Genomic DNA, 22715 nt, shown 5'->3' on the forward strand with positions numbered 1-22715 from the left:
CTTGCTTGCGCGATACCATGATGATTCGGCGGAGCCGACAGCATGAAACACAGCCTGAAAGGGTTGTTCGGTGCGGGAGCCTTGTTGCTCCCGTTGTCCGTTTTGGCCGCACCGACGGTCGAGGACCTCACTGGGCAATCAAACTCGCTCTATCAGCAGGCCAATACTCGTTTGAGTGGCGGCGGCACCCTGACCCTTCTCAATCAACTCGACGAACAGGCACAGGAAATTGCCCGACTTCGCGGCCGGATCGATGAGCTGGAATACCAGTTCAAGCGCCTGACCGAGATGTCACAGCAACGCTACCTGGATCTGGAACAGCGGGTTTCTGGCGGCGCTTCCGCCGGGGAGAACGGTCAGGTTGTCGATTCACAGGCAGCAGCGGCAGTCACTGGCGGCGCAAGTGCCGGTGGTGCAGCCAGCACCAATGGCGCCAGCAATGCCGACAGCGGTGCAGCTGCCCAGAAGGATTACGAGAATGCCTTCGCCAAGGTTCAGTCTCGCGACTTCGACGGTGCCATTGTCGCCTTTGAAGCCTTCGTGGTGGACCATGGGGATTCCAACCTCGCAGCCAATGCCCATTACTGGCTGGGCGAGCTGTATTCGGCCAAGAACCAGCTGGATGCTTCTGCCCAGGCCTTCGACACCGTGATCAGCGAATTCTCGCAATCCAGCAAGGTGCCGGATGCGATGTACAAGCTGGGGCTGGTCAAGGCGCGTCAAGGCAAGGCGCAGGAAAGTCGCTCCTTGCTCGAGAAGCTGGTCCAGCAGTATCCGGACAGCAAGGCTGGCACCATGGCCAAGGACTTCCTGTCCTCCGGCGCCTGAGTGCCCGTGGCCATTGGCCACCTGTATTCCCCAAAGCCCGCGCTTGGTATTCTACCAGGTGCGGGCTTTGTGTTATGTGGCGCTCGGCGTCTCATGCCATCGGCAGGCAACCCGGGTGCCATCGGCAGGCGACCCGGGCACGCTTCATTCGATTCATGTGGCCGAGCGAGTATTGCCGGTGTGGAGACAGTGACTCTCATCGGCGTTGACGACAGATCTCAGACAGGGATATCACCATGGCAGAGTGCAAGATCGACTATCAGGCCCCGGACGACATGCTGAAAGGGCGGATCATTCTGGTGACCGGGGCGGGGTCCGGCATTGGGCGTGAAGCGGCAGTCGAATATGCGCGTCATGGAGCGACGGTGATATTGCTGGGCAGAACCATTGCCAAGCTGGAAGAAGTCTACGACGAGATCGAGGCCTTGGGAGCACCGCAACCGGCCATCTATCCGCTCAACTTCGAAGGGGCATCGCTCAAGGATTATCAGCAGATGGCGGATACCCTGCACAGCGAGTTCGGTCGTCTGGATGGCCTGCTGCACAACGCGAGCCTGCTGGGCAAGATCACTCCATTCGAGCAGTATGATCCGGCGCTGTGGGAGCAGGTCATGCAGGTCAATATCAATGGCCCCATCTGGATGATCCAGGCATTGCTGCCGTTGCTCAAGGCCTCGAAGGATGCCTCCGTCGTGCTGACAAGCTCCAGTGTCGGGCGCAAGGGGCGTGCCTTCTGGGGCGCCTACAGTGTCTCCAAGTTCGCTACGGAAGGCTTCTCGCAGATGCTGGCACAGGAACTGGAGAATACCAGCCAGGTGCGCGTCAATACGCTCAATCCCGGTGGGACGCGGACCCCGATGCGGAAGTCGGCGTTCCCGGCCGAAGACCCCGATACCTTGCGTACGCCCGCCGACATCATGCCGACCTATCTGTGGTTGATGGGGCCGGACAGTCGTGGTCATACCGGCGAGATGTTCGACGCCCAGCCGCCGAAAGTCTGAGCCATTGTCAGCTGTCATCTCCTTACTGGATGACGAGTGATGCCGCCAGGCGGGGCATTCGCCATACCCTGCAACAAGAACGCCGACGGCATTGGCCGTCGGCGTTCTTGTGTCTAGCTGTTTGTTTCTAGCGGCTTGTGTCTATCTTCTGATGTTCATCTGCGGATCACTCGCTCGTGGGGGCTGGTTCGTGTGCGATTCGTGCGAGCTGTGTCCGTGTCGCTCGGTCAGCGCAGCTCCGCTGCCCGCAACGCGGCATTGATGACTTCTTCCGAGGTATCAAACCACACATCGGCAGGCCAGGCGTCCACATCGTCGCCCTCACGGACATAGCCGTAGCGCACCGCGACCGCCAGCATGCCCGCTGCACGCGCCGCCTGCATGTCACGGTCGTGATCCCCCAGGTACCAGCATTCGGAGGCGTCGACACCGAGGCAGCGTGCCGCCTCCCACAGAGGCTCTGGATGCGGCTTCTTGACCGGCAGGTCATCGGCACACAGCAGGCAGCCGGGCGTGAGCTCGAGCGCGGCGATCAGCGGCTCGGCGAACTGACGGGGCTTGTTGGTCACGATGCCCCACGGCAGGCCTGCGCGCTGACAGATCTCGATCAGGGCGTCATAGCCCGGGAACAGCACACTGTGCGCCGCGACATCGCGGGCATAGAACTCCAGCAGGCGAGTGCGCTCGCTGGCGTGCTCGGGGTGATCGAGCTCATGGCCCAGGGCCAGGGTCACCAGAGCGCTGCCACCATGCGAGACTTCGGCGCGAATCACGTCGTAGTCCAGCGCCGGAAGGGTGTGATGCTGACGCAGCTCATTGGTGGCGCGCGCCAGGTCTGGCGCGGTGTCCACCAGGGTGCCATCGAGATCGAAGATCAAGGCGGCGGGACGAGGTAGCGCTGCCGGCAGGCTCACGCAAGCTCTTCCTCGGTCGGGCGACGCGTGTGCATCAGATAATTGACGGTCAGGTCCGAGGAATTCAGGCGATATTTGCGCGTCAGCGGGTTGTAGGTCATGCCGGTGGAGCCTTCCATCTTGAGGCCCGCATCGCGGGTCCAGCGCCCCAGCTCGGCCGGACGGATGAACTTGCGATACTCGTGGGTGCCACGCGGCAGCATCTGGAGCACATATTCCGCGCCGAGAATAGCGAAGGCATACGCCTTGGGATTGCGGTTGATGGTCGAGAAGAACACCATGCCGCCGGGCTTGACCAGTCGTGCGCAGGCCGCGATCACCGAGGATGGGTCCGGCACGTGCTCGAGCATTTCCAGACAGGTGACGATGTCGAACTGGCCGGCCATCTCTTCTGCGGCGGCTTCGGCGGTGGTCTGGCGATAGTCCACCTCGACACCGGACTCCAGCTGATGCAGGCGGGCAACGGACAGCGGCGCCTCACCCATGTCGATGCCCGTCACCTGGGCGCCACGATGCGCCATGGCTTCGGAGAGAATGCCGCCACCGCAGCCGACGTCGATCACTCGCTTGCCTGCCAGGCCAGCGTGGGTGTCGATATAGTCGACCCGCAACGGATTGATGTCATGCAGCGGCTTGAATTCACTGTCACGGTCCCACCAGCGACTGGCCAATGCCGAGAACTTGGCGATCTCGCTGGCATCGACATTGCCCAGATGGTCCTGGGGCTGGGCATCTTGCTGGGTGTCGTTATCGCTCATCTTTGCATCCTTACCGTTACGGAAGTGCTGTATGGGAAGTGGCAGGCCTGTACAGGCACCTTACCCTCGGGCACGATTCCACCATTCTAATCCGACTGCCGTCGCGGGTCAGCGCCCAGCGCAAAAAACTCATCATGACGGGCACTTGCGTTACGATGGGGTGGGGCGTCGCGCCACGCGCGATGACCAGTCGTCATTATTGTCATGTAGCAACGGGGAGTGGTCATGAGCCTGGTTCCGATTCGCTGGGTAAGCCAGCAAGAGTGTGCGTCGCGGGAAGAAGACACGGCAGGCACCCCGCCCGATGCCAGCGCTGACGTTACTCATGATGTCACTTCTGATGTCACTCAGCCGGCGGTGAAGCTTGCACTGCTCGACCAGCGCCTGCTGCCGGGTGAGACCCGCGAGGTGCTGCTCGAGGATGCACGCGGGGTCGCGACTGCCATTACCGACATGGTGGTCCGCGGTGCACCGGCCATCGGGATCGCCGCCGCCTATGGCGTGGCGCTGGAGGCTTTCGTCATCAACCGTGAGGGCGGCGACTGGCAGTCACGCCTGGCCAGTGCCTGTGATGTGCTGGCTGCCTCGCGCCCGACAGCGGTCAACCTGTTCTGGGCGTTGGATCGCATGCGTACGGTGATTGCCGCACACGCCACCCGGTCGCAGGCCCCGTATGAGGCGTTGCTGAAGGAGGCCGTGCGCATTCATGAGCAGGATCTGGAGGACAATCTGCGCATGGCCGAGTTTGGCGCCCAGGTGATTGCGGCCTCCCTCGCGCAAGGCGAGACGCGGTGCGAGGTCATGACCCACTGCAATACCGGTGCGCTGGCCACCGGCGGCCATGGCACGGCGTTGGGCGTGATTCGTACCGCCTACGCCCAGGGCATTCTCGGCCGTGTGCATGTCAACGAAACGCGCCCCTGGTGGCAAGGCTCTCGCCTGACGGCGTGGGAGCTGGTGCAGGAGAAGATTCCCGCGCGTCTGGCCGTGGAAGGCGCAGCCTCGCTGATCATGCAGCAGGGTGCCCGGACGCCGGAAGGGGTTCGCTGGTTGATCGTCGGCGCGGACCGCATTGCGGCCAACGGCGATACAGCCAACAAGATCGGTACCTTCTCGCTGGCCGTTCAGGCCCGCGCCCACGGCATCAAGGTCATGGTAGTGGCCCCGCTGGCCACGTTCGATGGCAGCCTGGCCAGTGGCGCGGACATCCCCATCGAGACGCGCGACGCCGCCGAGCTGCGCGAGGCAGGCGGTCGTCAGATCGCGCCGCAGGACATCGATGTCTTCAATCCGGTATTTGATGTCACACCGCATGAGTATATTGATGCCATCGTCACGGAACATGGCGTGGTAGAGTCGCCCGATAGCGACAGTGTCGGTGCGCTGCTCGGGCGCGCCATGCGCCGCTGATGGCGTTTCACAGGGTGGTAGCGCTTACCAAGCCTCGGATAGTGCAGGAATTTCGCACTCCTTGATCAAACTGGCATAATCTCTGCCTATGATGAAGGATGGTCGTTGATTGGCTTCGACGACAGTAACCCGGTGGAGGTCCTTCGACGGGCTTCACCACGACATAGACACAAGGAAGACGCTACATGATACGCAAGGCTGTTCTGCCTGTTGCCGGTCTCGGCACACGTTGCCTCCCGGCCTCCAAGGCCATCCCCAAGGAAATGATCACCATCGTCGACAAGCCGGTGATCCAATATGTGGTGGAAGAAGCGGTCGCAGCCGGTATCAAGGAAATCGTGCTGGTCACCCATTCCAGCAAGAATGCCATCGAGAACCACTTCGACAAGCACTTCGAGCTGGAAACCACCCTGGAAGCCAAGGGCAAGCTCGAGCTGCTCGAACAGCTGCGTAACATCATCCCGGATGACGTCAAGATCATCAGCGTGCGCCAGCCGGAGCCGCTGGGCCTGGGCCACGCCGTGCTGTGTGCCAAGCCGATCGTCGGTGATGAGCCGTTCATCGTCATGCTGCCGGACGTGCTGGTCGATGGCGAAGGGCTCGAGAAGAATGACCTGGCGCGCATGATGGAGGCCTACGAAGCCACCAACGCCGCCCAGATCATGGTCGAGAATGTCCCGCAGGACATGGCCTACAAGTACGGTATCGTCGCGATCGACGGTGACACGCCGGAAGCCGGCAAGTCCGCCCTGATCAACGGCATGGTCGAAAAGCCGGCCCCGGGCACCGAGCCGTCGACCCTGGCGGTCATCGGCCGTTATCTGTTGCCGGGCCGTATCTTCGAGCTTCTGGAGAACACTCCGCCGGGCGCGGGTGGTGAGATCCAGCTGACCGATGCCATCGACGCCCTGCGTGACGACAAGGCCGTCGCGGCCTACCGCATGGCCGGTGATACCTACGATTGCGGCCACCAGCTGGGCTATCTTGAAGCGACTCTTTCCTTCGCCAAGCGTCACCCGACCTTCGGTGAAGGCTTCCGCGAGCTGCTGACTCGCTACCAGGAGAAATAAGCCATGCAGGTGCTGGTGCACGGAAGCGAACTGGCGGCGGCAACGGCCAGCGCCGCTCTGGCGAGCGTGGGTCACCGTGTCTGGTGGTGGCCGCATGAGGACATGGACTGGGCTGCCCTGGAGCGCGTCGACTGGTTGAACAGTGAGCCAGGCCTGCGCGAACGTCTTGATCGCCATCGGGAGCGGGGCGATCTCACTCTCATCGAGAACCTCGAGTCACTGCGGCGCATCGATATCCACTGGATCGCCGTCTCGCCGGACCAGCGCGAAGGCGCGCTGAGCCGTGTCGAGCAGCTGGTGGTGACCCTGGATGAGCCGCTGGTGCTGGTCAACAACTCGACCTTCCCGGTGGGCACGACCGAGCGTTTCGAGGCGTTGCTGCCGCGTGACGACCAGTACGCCGTCGCCTTGCCGGACATGCTGGAGGAAGGCCGTTCACTGGCCACCTTCGAGCGTCCGGCCCGTTGGTTGCTGGGCAGCGAAGCGGAACCTGCCACTCTGCGGGTGCAGGAGCTGCTGCGTGCCTTCAACCGGCGTGAAGATGTCTTCCAGATCATGCCGCGCCGCGCCGCCGAACTGACCAAGCTGGCCATCAACGGCATGCTCGCGACGCGTATCAGCTACATGAACGAAGTGGCGGGTCTGTCCGACTCCCTCGGCGTCGATGTGGAATATGTGCGTCAGGGCATGGGCGCCGATCCGCGTATCGGCTTCGGCTATCTCTATCCGGGCTGTGGGTTCGGCGGCCCGAACTTCTCGCGTGACCTGATGCGTCTGGCTGATGTCCAGCACCAGACAGGGCGTGAATCGATGTTGCTCGAGCATGTGCTCGACATCAACGAGGCCAAGAAGGAGACGCTGTTCCGCAAGCTGTGGCAGCACTTCGATGGTGAATTGCGCGGTCGTACCGTGGCGATCTGGGGCGCGGCGTTCAAGCCGGGTACCGCGCGTATCGACCATGCGCCGGTCTTGACCCTGCTTGAGGCGCTGTGGGCCCAGGGCGTGCGCGTGCGCGTGCATGATCCCGCGGCCTTGTCGGCGCTGGGTGAGGCCTGTGGTGCGCATCCGTTGCTGGAGCTGGTCGATGGCAACATGTATGACGCCCTGGAGGGCGCTGATGCCCTGATGCTGGTCACCGAGTGGAAGTGCTACTGGAACCCGGACTGGCAGCGCCTGAAGCGTGAGCTGGGCGCGGGCCTGGTGCTCGATGGTCGCAACATCTTCGACCCGCGTTACGTGGCAAGTCAGGGACTGGTCTATCGCGGCATCGGCCGCCGTGCCAGCCCCTGACGGGTATCTCGGTGGGTCAGGCTGACGGGTTCTGAAATTGATGTTCTCTCAGACTGACGCTCCTTCAGACTGACCCTTGCGTGCTTGGCACGCTAAAGCCCTCATCCGGAACCGGATGAGGGCTTTTTGTCGTGGGGCTCAGGTTTGAAATCTAGGCCGCCAGGCTTTACATCATGAGCGCCAGGCCTTACATGCAGACCGCTAGGCTTTTCATGATGACCGCCAGGCTGTCTTCAGGCCCAGGGCTCGAGCACGAACTTGCCCACGTGGCCCTTGCTCAGAAACTGCTGTTGGGCAGTGACGATCTCGGTCAACGGGAAGCTGGCCGCGATCAGCGGGCGAATCTCGCCTTGCTCCACATAGCGGATCAGATTGGGGAAGGTGGCTTCACACCAGGCAGTGGTGCCAAGCAGGCGCAGGTTCTTCAGGTAAAGATCGCGCAGATCCAGCGTTACCATCGGGCCGGCGATGGCGCCGGTGGTCACCAGACGGCCGCCACGCGCAAGCAGTTTCATCATGACCGGGAAGTTGTCACCCGCGACATTGTCGACCACCAGGTCGGCGCTTTCGTGGCCCAGCTGCTCGAGCAGGTCGGCCTTGCGGTCCAGAAGCTTGTCGGCGCCAAGTTCTGCAAGAGCCTCATGTTTGGCGACGCCCGCCACCGCATACACCGTCGCGCCGCGGCGCTTGGCCAGCTGCAATGCAGCGGAACCGACCCCGCCCGAGGCGCCCAGAATCAGCACACGCTCGCCCGCCTTGAGCTCTGCCTGTTCGAGCATGTTCTCCGCCGTGCCATAGGCACAGGGCAGGGAGCCAAGCTCGACGTCGCTCCAGTCACAGTCCACCGCGAACACTTCACTGGCGCGCACGCTGACGAATTGCGCGAAGGCGCCGTCGAAGTCTGACCCCATCCATTCATTCTCCAATGAGTCCCAGCCCTCGCTGCGCATGCAGGAGCGTACCAGCACGCGCTTGCCCAGCAGGCTGGCATCCGCATCCGGGCCCAATGCCACCACCTCGCCACAGCAATCCGTGCCCTGTATCAGGGGGAAGGGCGTCTCACCCTTCCAGCCACCTTCCGGCGGCGCCGGCTTGTCAGTCGCCGCGTCTGCATCCGCGTTGTCATGCAGGCTGCTGGCCTGTTGGGTCGCGGTAGTGATCGTGGAGGAATACCAGCCCAGACGCGTATTGATCTCGGTGTTGTTCATGCCAGCCGCCAGCACCTTGATCAGCACCTCGCCTTCACCGGGTGTCGGCACCGGGCGCTGCTGCGTCTCGAGGCATTCATAACCCCCATGGCCGGTGGTCACGATCGCCAGCATGGAGTCGGGCAGTGAGGAGGTCGAGGTGTCAGTGGGCATCGGTATTCCCTTTTTTCAAAGTATGTATTTCGCGCAGTCAAGGAATGCATTTCAAGCAGTGTGTGCCAGCAATGTCGTCGAGTCTCTTGTCGTCGAGTCCCTGTGAGCGATCATGGGTACGCAACGAGGTAGAGCATACGTTCTACTTATCAGTCATTAGATAGGGGCAACGCCGTCATTTGCAAGTCGACAGACGAGATTCTTCTCCTGGTGGTGCACTCCCAAGCTTAGTTAAGCCTTGCGTGTAGCAGGCTCGCGGCTGGGTGACATTGTCTTGAACGAAAAAACCCCGCCAGGTGGCGGGGTTTTCAGAGCAGGGCATCCAGGCGTCATATCAGGGTGACGTTAAATGCCCTGGCTCAGCTGGAGTCTCGAGCGGTAAACGACTCGACCTCCTGAGGCTTGCCAATCTCGATCTAGCCAAACTCAAGCTGGAAAAGCTCAGGCTGCGAAGTTCTGTGCAGCGAATTCCCAGTTGATGATGTTCCAGATGCTTTCCAGGTACTTCGGACGCGCATTGCGGTAGTCGACGTAGTAGGCGTGCTCCCAGACATCGACGGTCAGCAGCGGAGTCTGACCAGACTTGGCGATCGGGGTGTCAGCGTCGTCAGTGTTGACGATTTCCAGCTCGCCCTGGGCGTTCTTGACCAGCCAGGTCCAACCGGAACCGAAGTTGCCAGCGGCGGAAGTGTTGAAGGCTTCCTTGAAGTCAGCAACGGAGCCCCACTTGGCCACGATGGCGTCTGCCAGCGGGCCGGACGGCTCGCCACCACCATTCGGGGACAGGCAGTGCCAGTAGAAGGTGTGGTTCCACACCTGAGCTGCCTGGTTGAACAGACCACCCTGGGCGCTCTGGATGATCTCTTCGAGAGATTTTTCTGCGTCAGCAGTGCCTTCGACCATGCTGTTCAGCTTGGTGACGTAGGCTTGGTGATGCTTGCCGTAATGGTACTCAAGGGTCTCGGCAGAGATGGTCGGCTCGAGTGCGTTCTTTTCGTACGGCAGTGCTGGAAGTTCAAATGCCATGGGGATCAGCTCCTTTTCCTCACCAATTGGGTCGTACTCTGCCTTCGTGGGGCTTGGGGCTGAGTATTTCAATGCCTGACCTGCCATCGCGTGATGGAAGAGGGTCAGACAAGCACAGACTCAAGCTCCGCGACCAGCATCACTCCCGGCCCTGAAACTGGCCACCCGCTCAGGCAGCGGGCAAGGGCGAAAGTGCATGACTCGCCGTGCATCCTTCATGCCGTGGCTACGCGCATGAAATGTGCAATCAGCGTGAAAAACCTTGTGAATCCAGATAGCTACGAAGACAGAGGCTGCGCGTATCGCAGTGTCTGGCACTATAGCACCCAGACACCGACAGGCCAACGCTGGTGGGCACTGACCGCGCTATCCTCTCAAGCGTCTTGCAAGGCTCACGTGCATTGCCAGGCTTTTGCCACATTCCTGCCACTCTGCCCTCGATGACGGGCCGTGGCGGGAACCTGATGAGATGACCGAGGTCAGCTGTTAGACTCGATTTCCTGTACGTGAACCGTGACTTATCTTTTGCAGAACCTGCATGACTGTATTTTTATACAGCAAGGCGAAAAAGCGCACTTCCGGTCGTCTTGCGCCGCCTTGAAGATGCTGCGCTGAACCTTTCGCTGATGATCGTTTGCCGGACCTGGAGCCAGAATGCGGCCGCACAACGCTGAACCGTCTCTCAATGACTCACCGGACGATGCGCTGGTCGCGCGTCCCGACGATGCGCTTGGCGTGCATCACACCCGTCCCCCCGCGCCCAGACGCTGGCCGACGTGGCTTTGCCTCCTCGCCCTGGGGGGCGTGGTGGGCTGGCAGCAATGGCAGCTGCATGACCTGCAGACCCTCGGGGGCGATCAACGCGATCAGCTCGGCGCGCGTGTCAGCCAGCTCGAACGTTCCGTGGCCCAGCTTGAGCAGCAGGGTGATGAGCGCCTGAGCGAACTGCGTGATGCACTGGGTGAGCAACTCAGTGCCCTGGACAGCCAGTTGAATGACACTGTCGTGCCGGCGCTGACCACCCTGCAGGAGGACAAGGCATCCCTGTCCAGTGAGGCCGTCGCGCGCCTCGAGACGCTGGAAGGCAAGGTGGCGAAGGACGCGAATGGCGCTCAAGAGCGTCTGACCGCCATGGACGAGGCGCTTGATCGTCTGGACGGTCGCGTCACGACGCTTGCCCAGACAGATGACAATCACGCGACCCTGATCACGGCGCTGCAAGGCTCGATGGCGGCGCTGGAATCCCTCAGCCGTGATGGCCGTGCTGCGCTGGGCGCGCGCCTGGACGCCCAGTCGGCCACGCTTGAGCACCTCGAGCCGCTGGTGGACAAGACCTCCAGCACCCTGGACACGCTGGCTGCCCGCATGCAGAGCTTGCAGAGCGATATTGAAAGCGAGGTTGAGAACAATATTGAAAGCGTTAGCGCCGAGCAGTTGGCCTCGCTCGAGACTCGCCTCACGGCACTCCAGACGGACCTGGCCACGCAACAGACCCAGACGCGTGACTTGCAGCAATCGCAGCAGCAACTGGGCGAGACGCTGAAGGCACTGCCGGAGCCTGCAGCCGCCGCTGATGGCGATGAACTGGCCAGCAAGCTCAAGGGCCGTTTCGCGCCGCTTGACGAGCTGGCAGCGCTTGAGAGCGCGCAACGCTCACTGGCCTCCCAGCTGGGCGAGCTGCGCCGTCAGCAGACAGCGCTCAGTGCCGGCCTGGAAGCCATTTCTCAGGGGGCGTCAGAGGACACACGCGACCAGTTGCGCTCGCTGGATGCCAGCCGCCGTCAGCTGAGTGGCCGTGTCGCGTCGCTGCTGGGCCAGGTATCTGAGCTGGAGCAGCGCGTCAGTCGACTGGAACGTCGCTGAGCTGGCGCCGCAGGGATATAAGCAACGAGATATGGCGTGGTCCGCCACTGGCGGGCCATGTAACACGCCCCGTGATGACCGAGCGCCGCACGACATGATGAATGGGAACGATGGACAGTGCTTTCCACCAGCACTCAACAAAGGACGAATCATGAGTGGCGACAACAAAGAGTCTGCTCGAGCGACCGGGACGCGCGGATTGCCGCATCGCTATCTGACGCCGCTGATCGTGTGTGGCGGCCTGTGCTTCGCGCCGCAGGCGCTGGCGATCGATGCCGCCGTCAAGGGCGTCAAGGGCGCGACGGCCACCAATGTGGTCAACTTCCTGGCCGGGATGACGCTTGAGGGCGATGCGCCGGCCGAGCGCTATGAGGATGAGATCATCCGGCGCACCCAGGAAGCGCTGCAGGCCTTCGGTTACTACGATGCCCAGATCACGCTCAGCTATCCCGAGAAGGGGCTGTTGGGCGGCGATGATGTGGTCGTGACGGTGGATGCCGGTGAGCCGGTCACCATCGAGACGCTGGAGCTGCGACTCGAAGGCGACGCCGCGCGCGACAAGGTCATGAAGAAGGTGCTGGCCGACGCCGACCTCGAGGAAGGCGATGTGCTGCGTCACTCACGCTATGACAGCCTCAAGTCGACCCTGACGTCGCTCAGCCTCGAACGCGGCTATTTCGACACCTCCTTCTCCCAGCAGCGCATCGAGGTACGCCCCTGGCTGCACTCGGCACGCATCTATCTGGTCATGCAGAGCGGTCAGCGCTACCGCTTCGGTGATATCACCTACCTCAACAGTCAGATAGAGCTGGATCGCGTCAGGGCCATGCAGCCGTTCGAGACTGGCGATTATTACGAAGCCGGCAAGTTGACCCAGTTCAACCAGCGGCTGAGTGAGGCCGGCTGGTTCCGCTCGGCCGCGATCAAGCCACAGCTCAATCCGGGCGCCGAACTCAAGACCACCAGTCCCGACAGCGAGATCAAGACTCCCTATGCCGAGGCACAGGGCTATGAGGGCTCATGGCTTGCCGATGTCGAGAGGACAGAAATCGAGGCGGAGGATGAGAGCCGTCGCGCTGACGCGGCGTCCCGCTCGGACTCGACGGCGCCCGTCGCGCAGGCCGCCGTGGAGGCTGATGACGCTCGCTCCGCTGTGGCTGGCACTACCGAAGCCGCCGGCAACGACACGCCGGTGCTGACGGGCGATGCGCTGGAGGCCGCGGTCAAGACGGCCAACGGCCCCATCATCCCCGTGGACATCAGCCTGATTCCCGCAGACCGTCACAAGTTCGAGACCGGTATCGGCTACGCGACGGATGTCGGGCCACGCCTGCAGTTCAGCTGGGAGATGCCGTGGGTCAATCGCTATGGCCATAGCCTGACCAACAGCCTGTTCCTATCCTCGCCGGAACAGACCTTCGAGGGCGAATACCGCATGCCGCTCGAAGACCCGCTCAAGGATAGCTATGTCCTCGAGTACGGGATGTCGAACACCGACGATGAAGATACCGAGAGTCTCGAGACCACCGTGCGCTTCACCCGCGAGTGGAAGTTCGACAATGGCTGGACCCAGCGCGTGTTCTTCGGTTCGACCTATGAGGACTACACCCAGGCGGACGAATCCGGGGCCGTGCTGCTGCTGTATCCCGGTGTGAGCTGGAACCGTACCCGCACGCGTCCCAAGACCTTCCCGATGTGGGGCGATCGCCAACAGCTGACCTTCGAGTACGGCGATCAGATGTGGGGCTCGGACGTGACCTTCCTACGCTCCCAGTTCAACACCAACTGGATACGCTCCATCGGCGACAACCATCGTTTCGTGGCGCGCATGGGCGTCGGCCACGTCGATACCGACAACTTTGATGACATGCCGCCCTCGATGCGCTTCTTCACCGGGGGCGACAACAGTGTGCGTGGCTATTCCTACGAGACACTCGCCCCTGAAGATGATGACGGCGATCTGGAGGGCGGTAGCTCGTTGCTCACCAGCAGCCTGGAATACGATTACCGTCTGACCGGCGACTGGTGGGGCGCGACCTTCTACGACGCCGGTAACGCCTTCAATGGCTGGGACGCACTCGAGCTCAAGACGGCGGCCGGCATGGGGATTCGCTGGATCTCGCCGGTAGGGCCGATTCGTCTCGATATCGCCCATCCCTTCGATGACGATGACAACGATTACCGTATTCACTTCTCGATCGGGCCGGAATTCTGAGCGGCTCGCGCATCGTGAGCGAGTGTCGTGCGGATCAAGCGCCAGCAAAGGACCATCAGCTGAGCGGGTGAGCTGATAAAAAAGATATGGAGATGTTGGAATTGTCTAATCCCTATGTACGTCGGGGCGGCCTGGTCATCCGGTTGCTGATATGGCTGCTCGTGTTCCTGATCGGGCTGACGATGCTGCTGGTCGGGGGCGTGCTGTCTCCGTGGGGCACCGGGCTGGTGCTCGATCAGGCGCGCTCGCGTGGCTTCATCGATTACTCTCAGGCCTCCGGCTCTCCGCTGGAAGCGCTGTCACTCAAGGACGTCTCGCTGGACCTGCCGGGGCTGGCCGTCAATGCCGACTCGTTGTCGCTGGCCTGGGGTGAGGACTGCCTGCTCAAGGGCAAGCTGTGTCTCGAGTCGCTGGAGTCCAGTGGTCTTGCGATCACCCTGAGCGATAGCGGTGCCAGCACTGAACCGGAACCGGAGAGCGGTGAGAGTCTCAATGTGCCCATCGTGGTGCCGATCCCCATCGAGGTGCGCAAGGTCGCCATTGATGACTTCGCCCTGGCGCTGGCGGATGGCAGTCGCGTCACCTTTGATCACTTCCATACCTCGGCCGCGCTGTCAGTGAGTACGCTGACGCTGGGCGAGACACGCCTGATCACCAGTCGTTTCATTCCGGCTGATGCCGCCGCGGTTCAAGCGACGTCAGACACTGCCAGCCTCGAGGGAGTGAGCATCACGCCTGAGGCTCAGCAAGCGGCAAGTGCAGTGGTCAACACTCAGGTCGTGGCGTCTCAAGCCGAGAGCGCCGCCAAGGCTATTTCGAATAAGACCATCTCGAACAAGTCCATCACGGATGAGACCGTCACGGATGACGCCGCAGAAGTGTCTGGCAAGACTGCCGCTGAAACCACGGATGAGACAGCACAGGCCGGGCGCATCGCCCTGCCGGAAGTCTATATTCCGCTGACCATCGAGGTTCCCGACCTCGCCATCGAAGACTTTGCGCTCGAGGGGCCAAGCCCGTATGAGGTCAGTCGCCTGTCGCTGGCGCTCAAGGCGGAAGGGCATGACATCACGCTCTCGCGTCTCGAGGTCGATTCACGTGATGTGAACGCCGATCTCGTGGCGCAGGTCACCTTGAAGGACGAGTATCCCCTGAGCGCCACGCTCAATGCCGAGACCCTGATTGATCCCGTGCGTCATGAAAAGCTGCGCCTGTCTCTGGAAGGCTCGCTGGCGGATCTTGAAGCCTCTCTCAAGGCCGACGGCCCACTTGCCGCTGAGCTTGTGGCCAGCGCGGATGTGTTGGACAGCGATCTGCCCTTCGAGGCGCGCCTGAGCTCCGAGCGGATCACCTGGCCCTTTGCTGCCGTCACTGATGCCTCTGATGACACCTCCGCGGATGCGCAGAAAGGCGCTCAGACAGCGACCCAAGCCAAGGATGGCAAGAATACGTCTGGCACCGCTGCCGCTGCCTCCTTCACGCCTGACTACAGCGTCGAGAATCTGGCGCTGGTCGCCAAGGGTTCACTGTCGGGGTATACGACCACACTGGACGCCATCATCGAGGGGCGTGACATTCCGCGCGCCACCTTGTCATTGGCAGGCGACGGCGATCTCGCGCATTACCGCTGGCAGCCGCTCAAGATCGCGCTCAAGCGCGGCTCCGCGACCACCCGTGGCGAGATTCATTGGCAGGAAGGCATTAGGGTCGCCGCCGAGCTGGCCCTCGACAAGCTGCATCCCGAAGACTTGCTGCCGGCCCCGACCGGGGGTGGTCAGAAAGCCGTGCGTGGTGAGCTGAGCGGCAATCTCGTGGCCAGCTTCAACCAGCCGCAGCAAGGACCGTGGGCCGTCGATGTCAGCAAGCTGGATATCCATGGCACCTTGCTCGAGCGTCCGCTCACGCTGACCGGCAAGCTTTCAGGCAATGCCGACATGCAGTGGGACGTCAACGCGCTGGAGCTGCGCCAGGGCCAGAACCGTCTGAGCGCCAATGGCAAGATTGCCAAGACCATCACCCTGGCGGCCAACATCGATTTCCCGGCGCTCTCGACCCTGATGCCGGATATCGCGGGTGAGCTCAAGGGCAAGATCGATGCCTCGGGCACTCTCGACAAGCCTCAGCTGGCGAGCAACTTCACCGCACGACGCCTGCAGATCGGTGAGAACCGTATCTCCGACATGGCGCTGTCGGCCGGGGTCGATGCCCGCAAGCGGGGGATAGATGACCCGGCACTGGATATCGCCCTCAATGCCGATGATGTCAGAGCTGGCGGACAACAGATCGCGACGGTCGCGCTGACGCTGGGAGGCTTCCTGAGCGATCACACCCTGCAGTTCGATACCGAGATGGCCGGTGAGATGCCGCTTTCTCGTCTGGGACTGACCCTCAAGGGTGGGCTCGACAAGGCGCGTGAGCATTATCGTGGTGCGCTGTCTCCGCTGACGGCGAATACCGATTTCGGGGACTTCAACTTCGACACGCCGGCGAGCTTCGATGCCAATCTCGCCAAGGGCAGCGTGCTGGTGCAGCCGTTCTGTCTGAGTCGCGAACAGGGCGGCCAGATCTGTGTCGCCGAGCCATTGAGCGCGGGTAACGACGGTCAGGCCGTGGTGACTCTCGAGGGGATTCCCCTGGACATGGCCCAGAGCGCCATGCCGGAGAGCTGGATCATCGGCGGTGCCACGGGCGGCAAGATCACGGCAAGCTGGAAGCAGGGCGGCCAACGCTGGAATGCTGACGCGGAGCTGGCGGGCAAGTTGACGCTGTCCGGCGAAGACGCCGACGGCAATGCCTGGTCTCTGCCCGAGACCACCCTGCAACTGGCGCTGGAAGCCACGCCCGACAAGGCCGATCTCGATACCCAGATTCGCCTCGACAGCGCTGGCGGCATCGGTCTCTCCGTGTCGGTCCTCGACCCGGCGGGCGCAGGCAATCTGGATGGCTCGCTGGCCATCCGCGACATCGACCTCTCGCCGTATCGCCCGCTGGTGGCAGGCATGACTCAACTGGAAGGCAAGCTGGCGGGTGACGTCGAGGTCGGCGGCAACCTGAGCCTGCCGTCGTTGACCGGCCCGATCGCGCTGACCGGTGTCAAGGTGCAGGGCGAAGGCCTGCCGGTGTCGCTGTCGGATGCCCAGTTCACCGTCAACTTCGATGGCAACAGTGCCGATATCGATGGCTATCTGGTGGGCAATGATGCGCGCTGGGGCATCGATGGCGAGGCGGCGTGGCCGACGCTTGAGGACTGGACGGCGTCATTGAACCTCGACGGTGCAAAGAATCCGCTCGAGCTGCATATCGCCGGGATCGGGCGCATGCGCGTCGCACCGGATCTCGAGATCAATGCCAGCCCCACGCTGCTCAAGCTGCGGGGCGACGTCAAGGTGCCGTGGACACGTATCGAAGTTGACCAGGTGCCGCCGTCTGCCGTGTCACCCTCCAGTGACACCATCATCATCGAGCGTCCCAGTGATGAGGACACCTCCAACCCGGCCGAGCTTGCCGATGGCAGCGATACCGCCAAGGCGCTCAACGAGGCCGGCATGGCGCTGGAGGTGCGTATCGGCATCCATATCGGGCCGGATGCGCGCCTGGAGGCGATGGGGCTCAAGACCAAGCTCAGAGGCGATCTCGATGTGCGTCAGTCCAAGGGCGGCGTGCAGGTCTTCGGTGAGGTCAATCTGGTCGACGGAACCTACAAGAGCTTCGGGCAGGACCTGCAGATCAGCAAGGGGCAGGTCTTGCTGGCCGGGCCGCCTTCTAGCCCGCGTCTGAATATCGAGGCGATCCGTGATCCTGACAACACCGAGGACGACGTGACTGCAGGGGTGCGTGTGACAGGACTTGCCTCGTCACCCAGCGTCGAGATCTTCTCGGACCCGTCGATGGATGAGTCCTCGGCACTGAGTTATCTGCTGCGCGGTGAGGGCCTGGACAGCGACACCAGCAGTGACAGTGCGGTCACATCCGCCTTGATCGGCATGTCGCTGGCGCAAAGTGGTCAGGTGGTCGGCCAGATCGGGGAAACCTTCGGTGTGCGCGACCTGAGTCTGGACAGCTCCGGCAGCGGGGATGACAGCCAGGTGGTGGTCAGCGGCTATATCGCTCCGGACCTGAAGCTCAGTTACGGCGTCGGGCTGTTCTCGCCGATCGCGGAGCTGACACTGCGCTACAAGCTGTTCCGCAATCTGTATGCCGAAGCGGTGTCCGGCACGGCGCAGGCCGTGGATCTGCTCTACAGCTTCTCGCTGGGTCGCAGTGAGCTGGCGCCCAGAGTCGGCAAGGACAGATGACACGCAGGGCCAATTGATTGCCATAGGTTCAGCCCCCATCGACAGGTTCGGTGGGGCTGTCTCGTTTTGGAGGGGGCGTTTCGGAGAACTCGTTTCAGAAGGTGCTCGAGAGATCGTGCTCACGCGTGTCAGCACAAGACGCTGACGGTCACGCAGTGCAGCAACGCTTGATCTTCTTGCCGCTGCCACAGGGACACAGGCTGTTGCGCCCCGGTGTCAGTGTCTGCCACTCGGCATCACCGTCGACATAACGCCAGTGATGGCCATCGTGATGAAAGCGGCTAAGTTCCTGCAATTGTTGGAACTTTCCCTGCTCGAAGAAGGTGGCATGAAAGCGTACCATGCCGGTATCGGCGTCTTGTCCGCTGTCCAGAATCTCCAATGCCAGCCACTGCGGGCCAGCACCTTCGAGATCGGCGCGCGCCGGGCAATGTGCCGGATCCCAGCTTTCGATCAGGAAGTCACTCAGCGAAAGGCAGAAGGCACTGTAGCGGGCGCGCATCAATTGCTCGGGGCGTTCGGCGCGGGTGATGTCAGCATGAATCGGCTGACAGCAATCGACGTAGCGTCGCGCCGCAGCGCTGTTGGGCTGGCAGGGGCAGATCTTGGGGGGCAGAGATGACATCATTGAACCTATACACGATTGCACGACGCGACACAGGAGAGAGTCCGCCATGTGGATAACGGAAGATAAGCAGACCATTCCTTCAGCACAGGACAGCTTGCCAGGGCGCAGTGAAGCGGTTCGCATCAGCGGCGTTCATCACGTCAATGGCCGCTCGATTGTACCGCCGTTCGACAGTGAGTGTGAGGAGATCGTGCTGGGACTGGGCTGCTTCTGGGGAGCTGAGCGCCTCTTCTGGCAGCTGCCGGGCGTCAAGGTGACGGCGGTCGGTTATGCCGGCGGCCATACGCCGAATCCGAGCTATGAAGAGACCTGCACCGGCAAGACAGGCCACACCGAGGTCGTGCGTGTGATCTTTGACCCGACGGTGATCGGTCTGCCGGAAATCCTGCGGGCCAGCTTCGAGGCCCATGACCCGACTCAGGGCATGCGTCAGGGCAATGACATCGGCAACCAGTACCGCAGCGCGATCTATTACACCCGCGAAGACCAGCGCGCCATCGTCGAGAAGAGCATGGCCGACTACCAGCAGGCGCTGGACCAGTCCGGTCTCGGCCGCATCACCACCGAGGTCGCACCGTTGCGCGAGTTCTACTACGCCGAGGAATATCACCAGCAGTATCTGGCCAAGAATCCGGGCGGCTACTGCGGCCTGAAAGGCACGGGAATCAGCTGTCCCATCGGCTGACAGCTCGGCAGTCATGACAGGCAGGGCATGCCGTCATGAGCCTGTTGGTGACAGATTGCCGCTGAGAGACACGAAAGCCTCATGGTCGCCGCGACGTTCACGGCCGCCATGAGGCTTTTTTTCTTTCAGGAACAGCTTTTGTCAGAAACCGCTGTCGGTCAGGTGCGGCGAGGCACAGTGTCAGCGGTAGCGCTGTCGGTCCTGCTCGGCTTCTGCAAAGCGATCGATCCACTGCACCAGGGCACCATCGCCGGTGACGTTGCACGCGGTGCCGAAGCTGTCCTGCGCCAGATAGAGCGCCATCATCAGGCCGACGGCGGCGGCATCGAAGCCCAGCAGGCTCTGCAATACGCCCACCGAGGTCATCGCGGCCCCGCCGGGCGAGCCGGGCGCGGCAATGATGGTCACGCCCAGCGCGGCGATGAACGGCAGCAGGGTGGTGAGCTCGGGCGTTGCCAGGGAGGGAGTGACCAGCATCACGCCAATGGCGCACACGGTCAGCGTGATGGCACTGCCGCACATGTGGATGGTGGCCAGCAACGGTACCGCAAAGCTCGCCACGGACGGCGAGATGTGATTGAGGTGCATCTGGCGCACGGTGACCGGAATCGTGGCCGCGGAAGACATGGTCCCGGCGGCGGTGAAGTAGGCGGGCAGCATGTGGGCCAGCGCCTTCATGGGCGAGCGGCCGGTGCTGGTGCCGCTGGTGACGTAGAGCACGCTCAGCCACAGCCAGTGCAGGGTCAGAGCCAGCAGCAGGATCATGCCGAAGCTCTTGAGGGTATTGGCTACCGTGCCGGCGATCGTCATCTCGCAGAACAGGCCGGCTATATAGAACGGCAGGGCAGGAATCAACGCCTTGGCAATGAAGCGTTCGACGATGTCGCGGCCGCCGTCGGCCAGCTGGCGCATGCCGTCATGCTCGGTGGCGGAAATGCCGATGCCGAACAGGAAGGCCGTTACCAGAGCCGTGCTGATATCGGTCAGCGGCGGAATATCCAGCGTGAAGTAGGGGCTCAAGTGCTTGATGGCATGACTGACCGGCAGCTGGTCCTGTTGCACGATATGCGGCACGACCTCCAGCCCGACGATGCCCGCCAACAGTCCTGCCAGCGTGGTCGAGGCATAGGCCAGCACGATGGTCAGGGTCAGCAGACGGCCCGAGGAGCGCTCGAGACGTGCGATCCCGCTCATGATGAAGAACAGGATGATCAGCGGAATGGCGTATTCCAGCAGTTCACCGAACAGTACCTTGAAGGTCAGCAGGGCGCGTATCAGGGATTCGGGAGCCCATTGTCCCAGCAGTATGCCAGCCACGATGCCGAGCACCAGGCGAAAAATCAGGTTCATTATCAGGCCAGTAGAGTCTTGAACGTAGGATGGGCGCGCAGTCTACCATTCTCCCTGAATCGTGACAGTGATCCGTGTCACCCTACACTCCCTCATTCTGTATACCGTTATCATTTTTAATGCTCCAAATTTGGCCATCCCAAAAGCGTACACGGTAGTAGTCAGGGCTCAGGGCTTCCCACCGGATCTGAGGGTGGGAAGGCGAGCAAGGGTGGGAGAGACGGAACAGGCGAGGAAAGCCAAGGACAAGAAAGCCAGGGAGGGGAAAGCGTGTTGGCGTCTGAATGGCGGACAATGCCGCCAGTTCGATGCACGACAGTTCAATGCAGCCGGTTCAATACAGGTAGCTCAGTGCGCTTCGCTATGCACCTCGGCCTGCGCTTGCGGCTTGGGCAGCCCGCTCCAGGCATCCAGTTGCTGACTGACACGACGAGCCAACCAGGAGCTCAGTCGCCCACGGCGCCACTCGACGAAGCCGACATGCCCACCGCGCTCACTGAGCTCGATACGCACGGCCTCGGAAGGTTGGTGGAAGCGTGCGAACAGATCGCGTGGCATGAAGGGGTCGTCCAGTGATTGCAGTATCAGCGTCGGCAGTTCGATCTCGCTCAGCAGACGGCCCGCCGAGGAGCGCGTGTAGTAATCACTCGCAGAGGTGAAGCCATGCAGGGGTGCGGTGACTTCGTTGTCATAGGCCCAGAAACTGTTCAGCTGGGTCAGCTGATGCGCTCCGATCGAGATGGGTAACGGACCATTGGCAAGCTTCGCCGCCACCTTGGCCTTCAAGCCCTTGAGCAGATGGCGCTGGTAGAGGCGCGAGAAGCCCTGATTGAGCACGTCCGCGCTGGCTGCCAGGTCCAGCGGGGCGCTGATGGCGATCGCGCCGGCCAGGTCCAGACCATCACCGCCTTGCTCCGCCACCAGCTTGAGCAGCATGTTGGCGCCCAGCGATACGCCACAGGCGACCTTGATGGCGTGGGGGTAGCGTCGCCCCAGCTCGCCGAGCACCCAATAGGCGTCAGCGGTATCTCCGCTGTGATAGGCGCGTGGCAGGCGGTTGGGAGATTGCCCGCAGCCACGGAAATGCATCATCACCGGTCGCCAGCCCATCCGGGCGGCTGCATTGAGCAGCTCACGGGCGTAGGGCGAACTCAAGTCACCCTCAAGGCCATGAAACAGCACGAACAGCGGCGCATCGTCGCTCAGGGCCGTCGTACGCTCACGCTTTTCATGACCGTCGCTGATGACCCAGGCGAGCTCGACGAAGTCACCATCGGGGAGATTGAGAATCTCGGTGCGTCGACTCAGGGGCGCGCGGGGCAGAAAGCGGGGCAACAAGGTCTGGACATGGCGATTGCGCAGACCAAGGGCAGGGCGAAACTCTGACGTGAAGATGGAGTGCGGCATGTGAGGTAGCTCCAGTGGCAGGCCAGGGCGATGACGTTGTTGGTCGGATGATGGACATGCCCTTGATGGCGGTGGCCTGCAGCAAGATCTGACAGGAATTTCTGCACGGATATCGTTGGCATCATTTCACTTGGCGACGCCAATCGCTAGTCGCAGTGCAGCATACGCATCGATGCCAACGGCGATAGCTCGGCCCTGGATCACATTCCTGGCCTGGTGCTCGAATACTCAGCCCCGGGATACGCGACAAAAAGCCGCCATCGGCACAGGGCCCATGGCGGCGTGAGGCAGGCGTGTGACGGCAAGTGTCACAGCGAGAGACCCAGACAGTTTGTGGCAGGCCTGATTACAGGCCCGTCGCCGGGCTGCGTGTCAGATTGAGGGCACCGTCTGCGGTGATGACCAGATTGTCCTCGATACGCACACCGCCATGCGGTGCCAGCGCCTCGACCAGCTTCCAGTCGATATGCTCACCGCGTGCATCGTTGCGCAGCGGCTCCAGCAGCATGGGGATGATGTAGCAGCCCGGTTCGATGGTGATGGCCATGCCGGTCTCGAGCACACGCGTCAGGCGCAGCATCGGGTGACCTTGTGGCGGATGACGGATGTCGCCG

Annotated in this window: 17 protein-coding genes; 9 read left to right on the forward strand and 8 right to left on the reverse strand. The window is 62.2% G+C overall.

What is annotated here, in order from left to right; translation table 11 throughout:
- The first annotated feature begins 42 nt into the window (after positions 1–42).
- Together ybgF and QD356_RS17265 are read left to right on the forward strand one after the other, a co-directional pair.
- Positions 43–828: a tol-pal system protein YbgF gene (gene ybgF / locus QD356_RS17260; protein ID WP_107334807.1), complete on the forward strand. Its 786-nt coding sequence runs from the start codon at positions 43–45 to the stop codon at positions 826–828.
- A 236-nt stretch (positions 829–1064) separates the two neighbouring features.
- The gene (locus QD356_RS17265; protein WP_192838776.1) at positions 1065–1829 is read left to right on the forward strand and encodes a YciK family oxidoreductase; all 765 of its coding nucleotides are present in this window, start codon (positions 1065–1067) and stop codon (positions 1827–1829) included.
- 227 nt (positions 1830–2056) lie between these two features.
- Here the strand turns inward: QD356_RS17265 and QD356_RS17270 are convergent, their stop codons facing one another.
- A complete protein-coding gene (locus QD356_RS17270; RefSeq protein ID WP_192838959.1) occupies positions 2057–2737 on the reverse strand; it encodes an HAD-IA family hydrolase in 681 nt (226 codons plus the stop codon).
- Positions 2738–2739: 2 nt separating this feature from the next.
- Positions 2740–3456, reverse strand: coding sequence for a bifunctional 2-polyprenyl-6-hydroxyphenol methylase/3-demethylubiquinol 3-O-methyltransferase UbiG (ubiG, locus tag QD356_RS17275; protein ID WP_192838960.1), 717 nt, complete (start codon positions 3454–3456; stop codon positions 2740–2742).
- A 270-nt stretch (positions 3457–3726) separates the two neighbouring features.
- Here ubiG and mtnA point away from each other — a divergent pair, with 270 nt between their 5' ends.
- From mtnA to QD356_RS17290, 3 genes are all read left to right on the forward strand, one after another.
- Positions 3727–4911, forward strand: a complete 1185-nt coding sequence (gene mtnA, locus QD356_RS17280) for an S-methyl-5-thioribose-1-phosphate isomerase (RefSeq protein WP_192838777.1) — start codon at positions 3727–3729, stop codon at positions 4909–4911.
- A 185-nt stretch (positions 4912–5096) separates the two neighbouring features.
- Complete coding sequence (gene galU / locus QD356_RS17285) at positions 5097–5981, forward strand: UTP--glucose-1-phosphate uridylyltransferase GalU (RefSeq protein ID WP_192838778.1); 885 nt, start codon at positions 5097–5099, stop codon at positions 5979–5981.
- A 3-nt stretch (positions 5982–5984) separates the two neighbouring features.
- Entirely contained in the window at positions 5985–7271 is a 1287-nt protein-coding gene (locus tag QD356_RS17290) for a nucleotide sugar dehydrogenase (protein WP_192838779.1), read from the forward strand.
- A gap of 233 nt (positions 7272–7504) precedes the next feature.
- On the opposite strand, the gene QD356_RS17295 is transcribed toward QD356_RS17290, so the two are convergent.
- Together QD356_RS17295 and QD356_RS17300 are read right to left on the reverse strand one after the other, a co-directional pair.
- On the reverse strand, positions 7505–8632 hold the full coding sequence (locus QD356_RS17295) for an alcohol dehydrogenase family protein (RefSeq protein ID WP_225996559.1): 1128 nt from the start codon (positions 8630–8632) through the stop codon (positions 7505–7507).
- A gap of 441 nt (positions 8633–9073) precedes the next feature.
- Positions 9074–9658, reverse strand: a complete 585-nt coding sequence (locus QD356_RS17300) for a Fe-Mn family superoxide dismutase (protein ID WP_043334256.1) — start codon at positions 9656–9658, stop codon at positions 9074–9076.
- 654 nt (positions 9659–10312) lie between these two features.
- Here QD356_RS17300 and QD356_RS17305 point away from each other — a divergent pair.
- The 3 genes from QD356_RS17305 to QD356_RS17315 all read left to right on the forward strand — a co-directional run bounded on the left by QD356_RS17305 (position 10313) and on the right by QD356_RS17315 (position 18031).
- A complete protein-coding gene (locus QD356_RS17305) occupies positions 10313–11521 on the forward strand; it encodes a hypothetical protein (RefSeq protein WP_192838780.1) in 1209 nt (402 codons plus the stop codon).
- Positions 11522–11672: 151 nt separating this feature from the next.
- Positions 11673–13736, forward strand: coding sequence for an autotransporter assembly complex family protein (locus QD356_RS17310; RefSeq protein WP_192838781.1), 2064 nt, complete (start codon positions 11673–11675; stop codon positions 13734–13736).
- A 92-nt stretch (positions 13737–13828) separates the two neighbouring features.
- A complete protein-coding gene (locus tag QD356_RS17315; RefSeq protein ID WP_192838782.1) occupies positions 13829–18031 on the forward strand; it encodes a translocation/assembly module TamB domain-containing protein in 4203 nt (1400 codons plus the stop codon).
- 148 nt (positions 18032–18179) lie between these two features.
- Here QD356_RS17315 and QD356_RS17320 read toward each other — a convergent pair whose 3' ends face one another.
- The gene (locus QD356_RS17320) at positions 18180–18656 is read right to left on the reverse strand and encodes a YchJ family metal-binding protein (RefSeq protein WP_192838783.1); all 477 of its coding nucleotides are present in this window, start codon (positions 18654–18656) and stop codon (positions 18180–18182) included.
- Positions 18657–18705: 49 nt separating this feature from the next.
- Here QD356_RS17320 and msrA point away from each other — a divergent pair, with 49 nt between their 5' ends.
- On the forward strand, positions 18706–19344 hold the full coding sequence (gene msrA, locus QD356_RS17325; RefSeq protein ID WP_131432038.1) for a peptide-methionine (S)-S-oxide reductase MsrA: 639 nt from the start codon (positions 18706–18708) through the stop codon (positions 19342–19344).
- 180 nt (positions 19345–19524) lie between these two features.
- Here the strand turns inward: msrA and QD356_RS17330 are convergent, their stop codons facing one another.
- The 3 genes from QD356_RS17330 to QD356_RS17340 all read right to left on the reverse strand — a co-directional run.
- Positions 19525–20694 (reverse strand): dicarboxylate/amino acid:cation symporter, encoded by a 1170-nt coding sequence (locus QD356_RS17330; RefSeq protein ID WP_043334254.1) that lies wholly within the window; start codon positions 20692–20694, stop codon positions 19525–19527.
- A gap of 348 nt (positions 20695–21042) precedes the next feature.
- Positions 21043–22101 (reverse strand): hydrolase, encoded by a 1059-nt coding sequence (locus QD356_RS17335; RefSeq protein ID WP_192838784.1) that lies wholly within the window; start codon positions 22099–22101, stop codon positions 21043–21045.
- Between the two features lie 346 nt (positions 22102–22447).
- Positions 22448–22715 (reverse strand): M24 family metallopeptidase (locus QD356_RS17340; protein WP_279878426.1); only part of this gene is annotated, 268 nt, incomplete at its 5' end.

It is taken from the genome of Cobetia sp. 2AS (genome assembly GCF_029846355.1).
In the GTDB taxonomy this organism is placed as follows: domain Bacteria; phylum Pseudomonadota; class Gammaproteobacteria; order Pseudomonadales; family Halomonadaceae; genus Cobetia; species Cobetia amphilecti.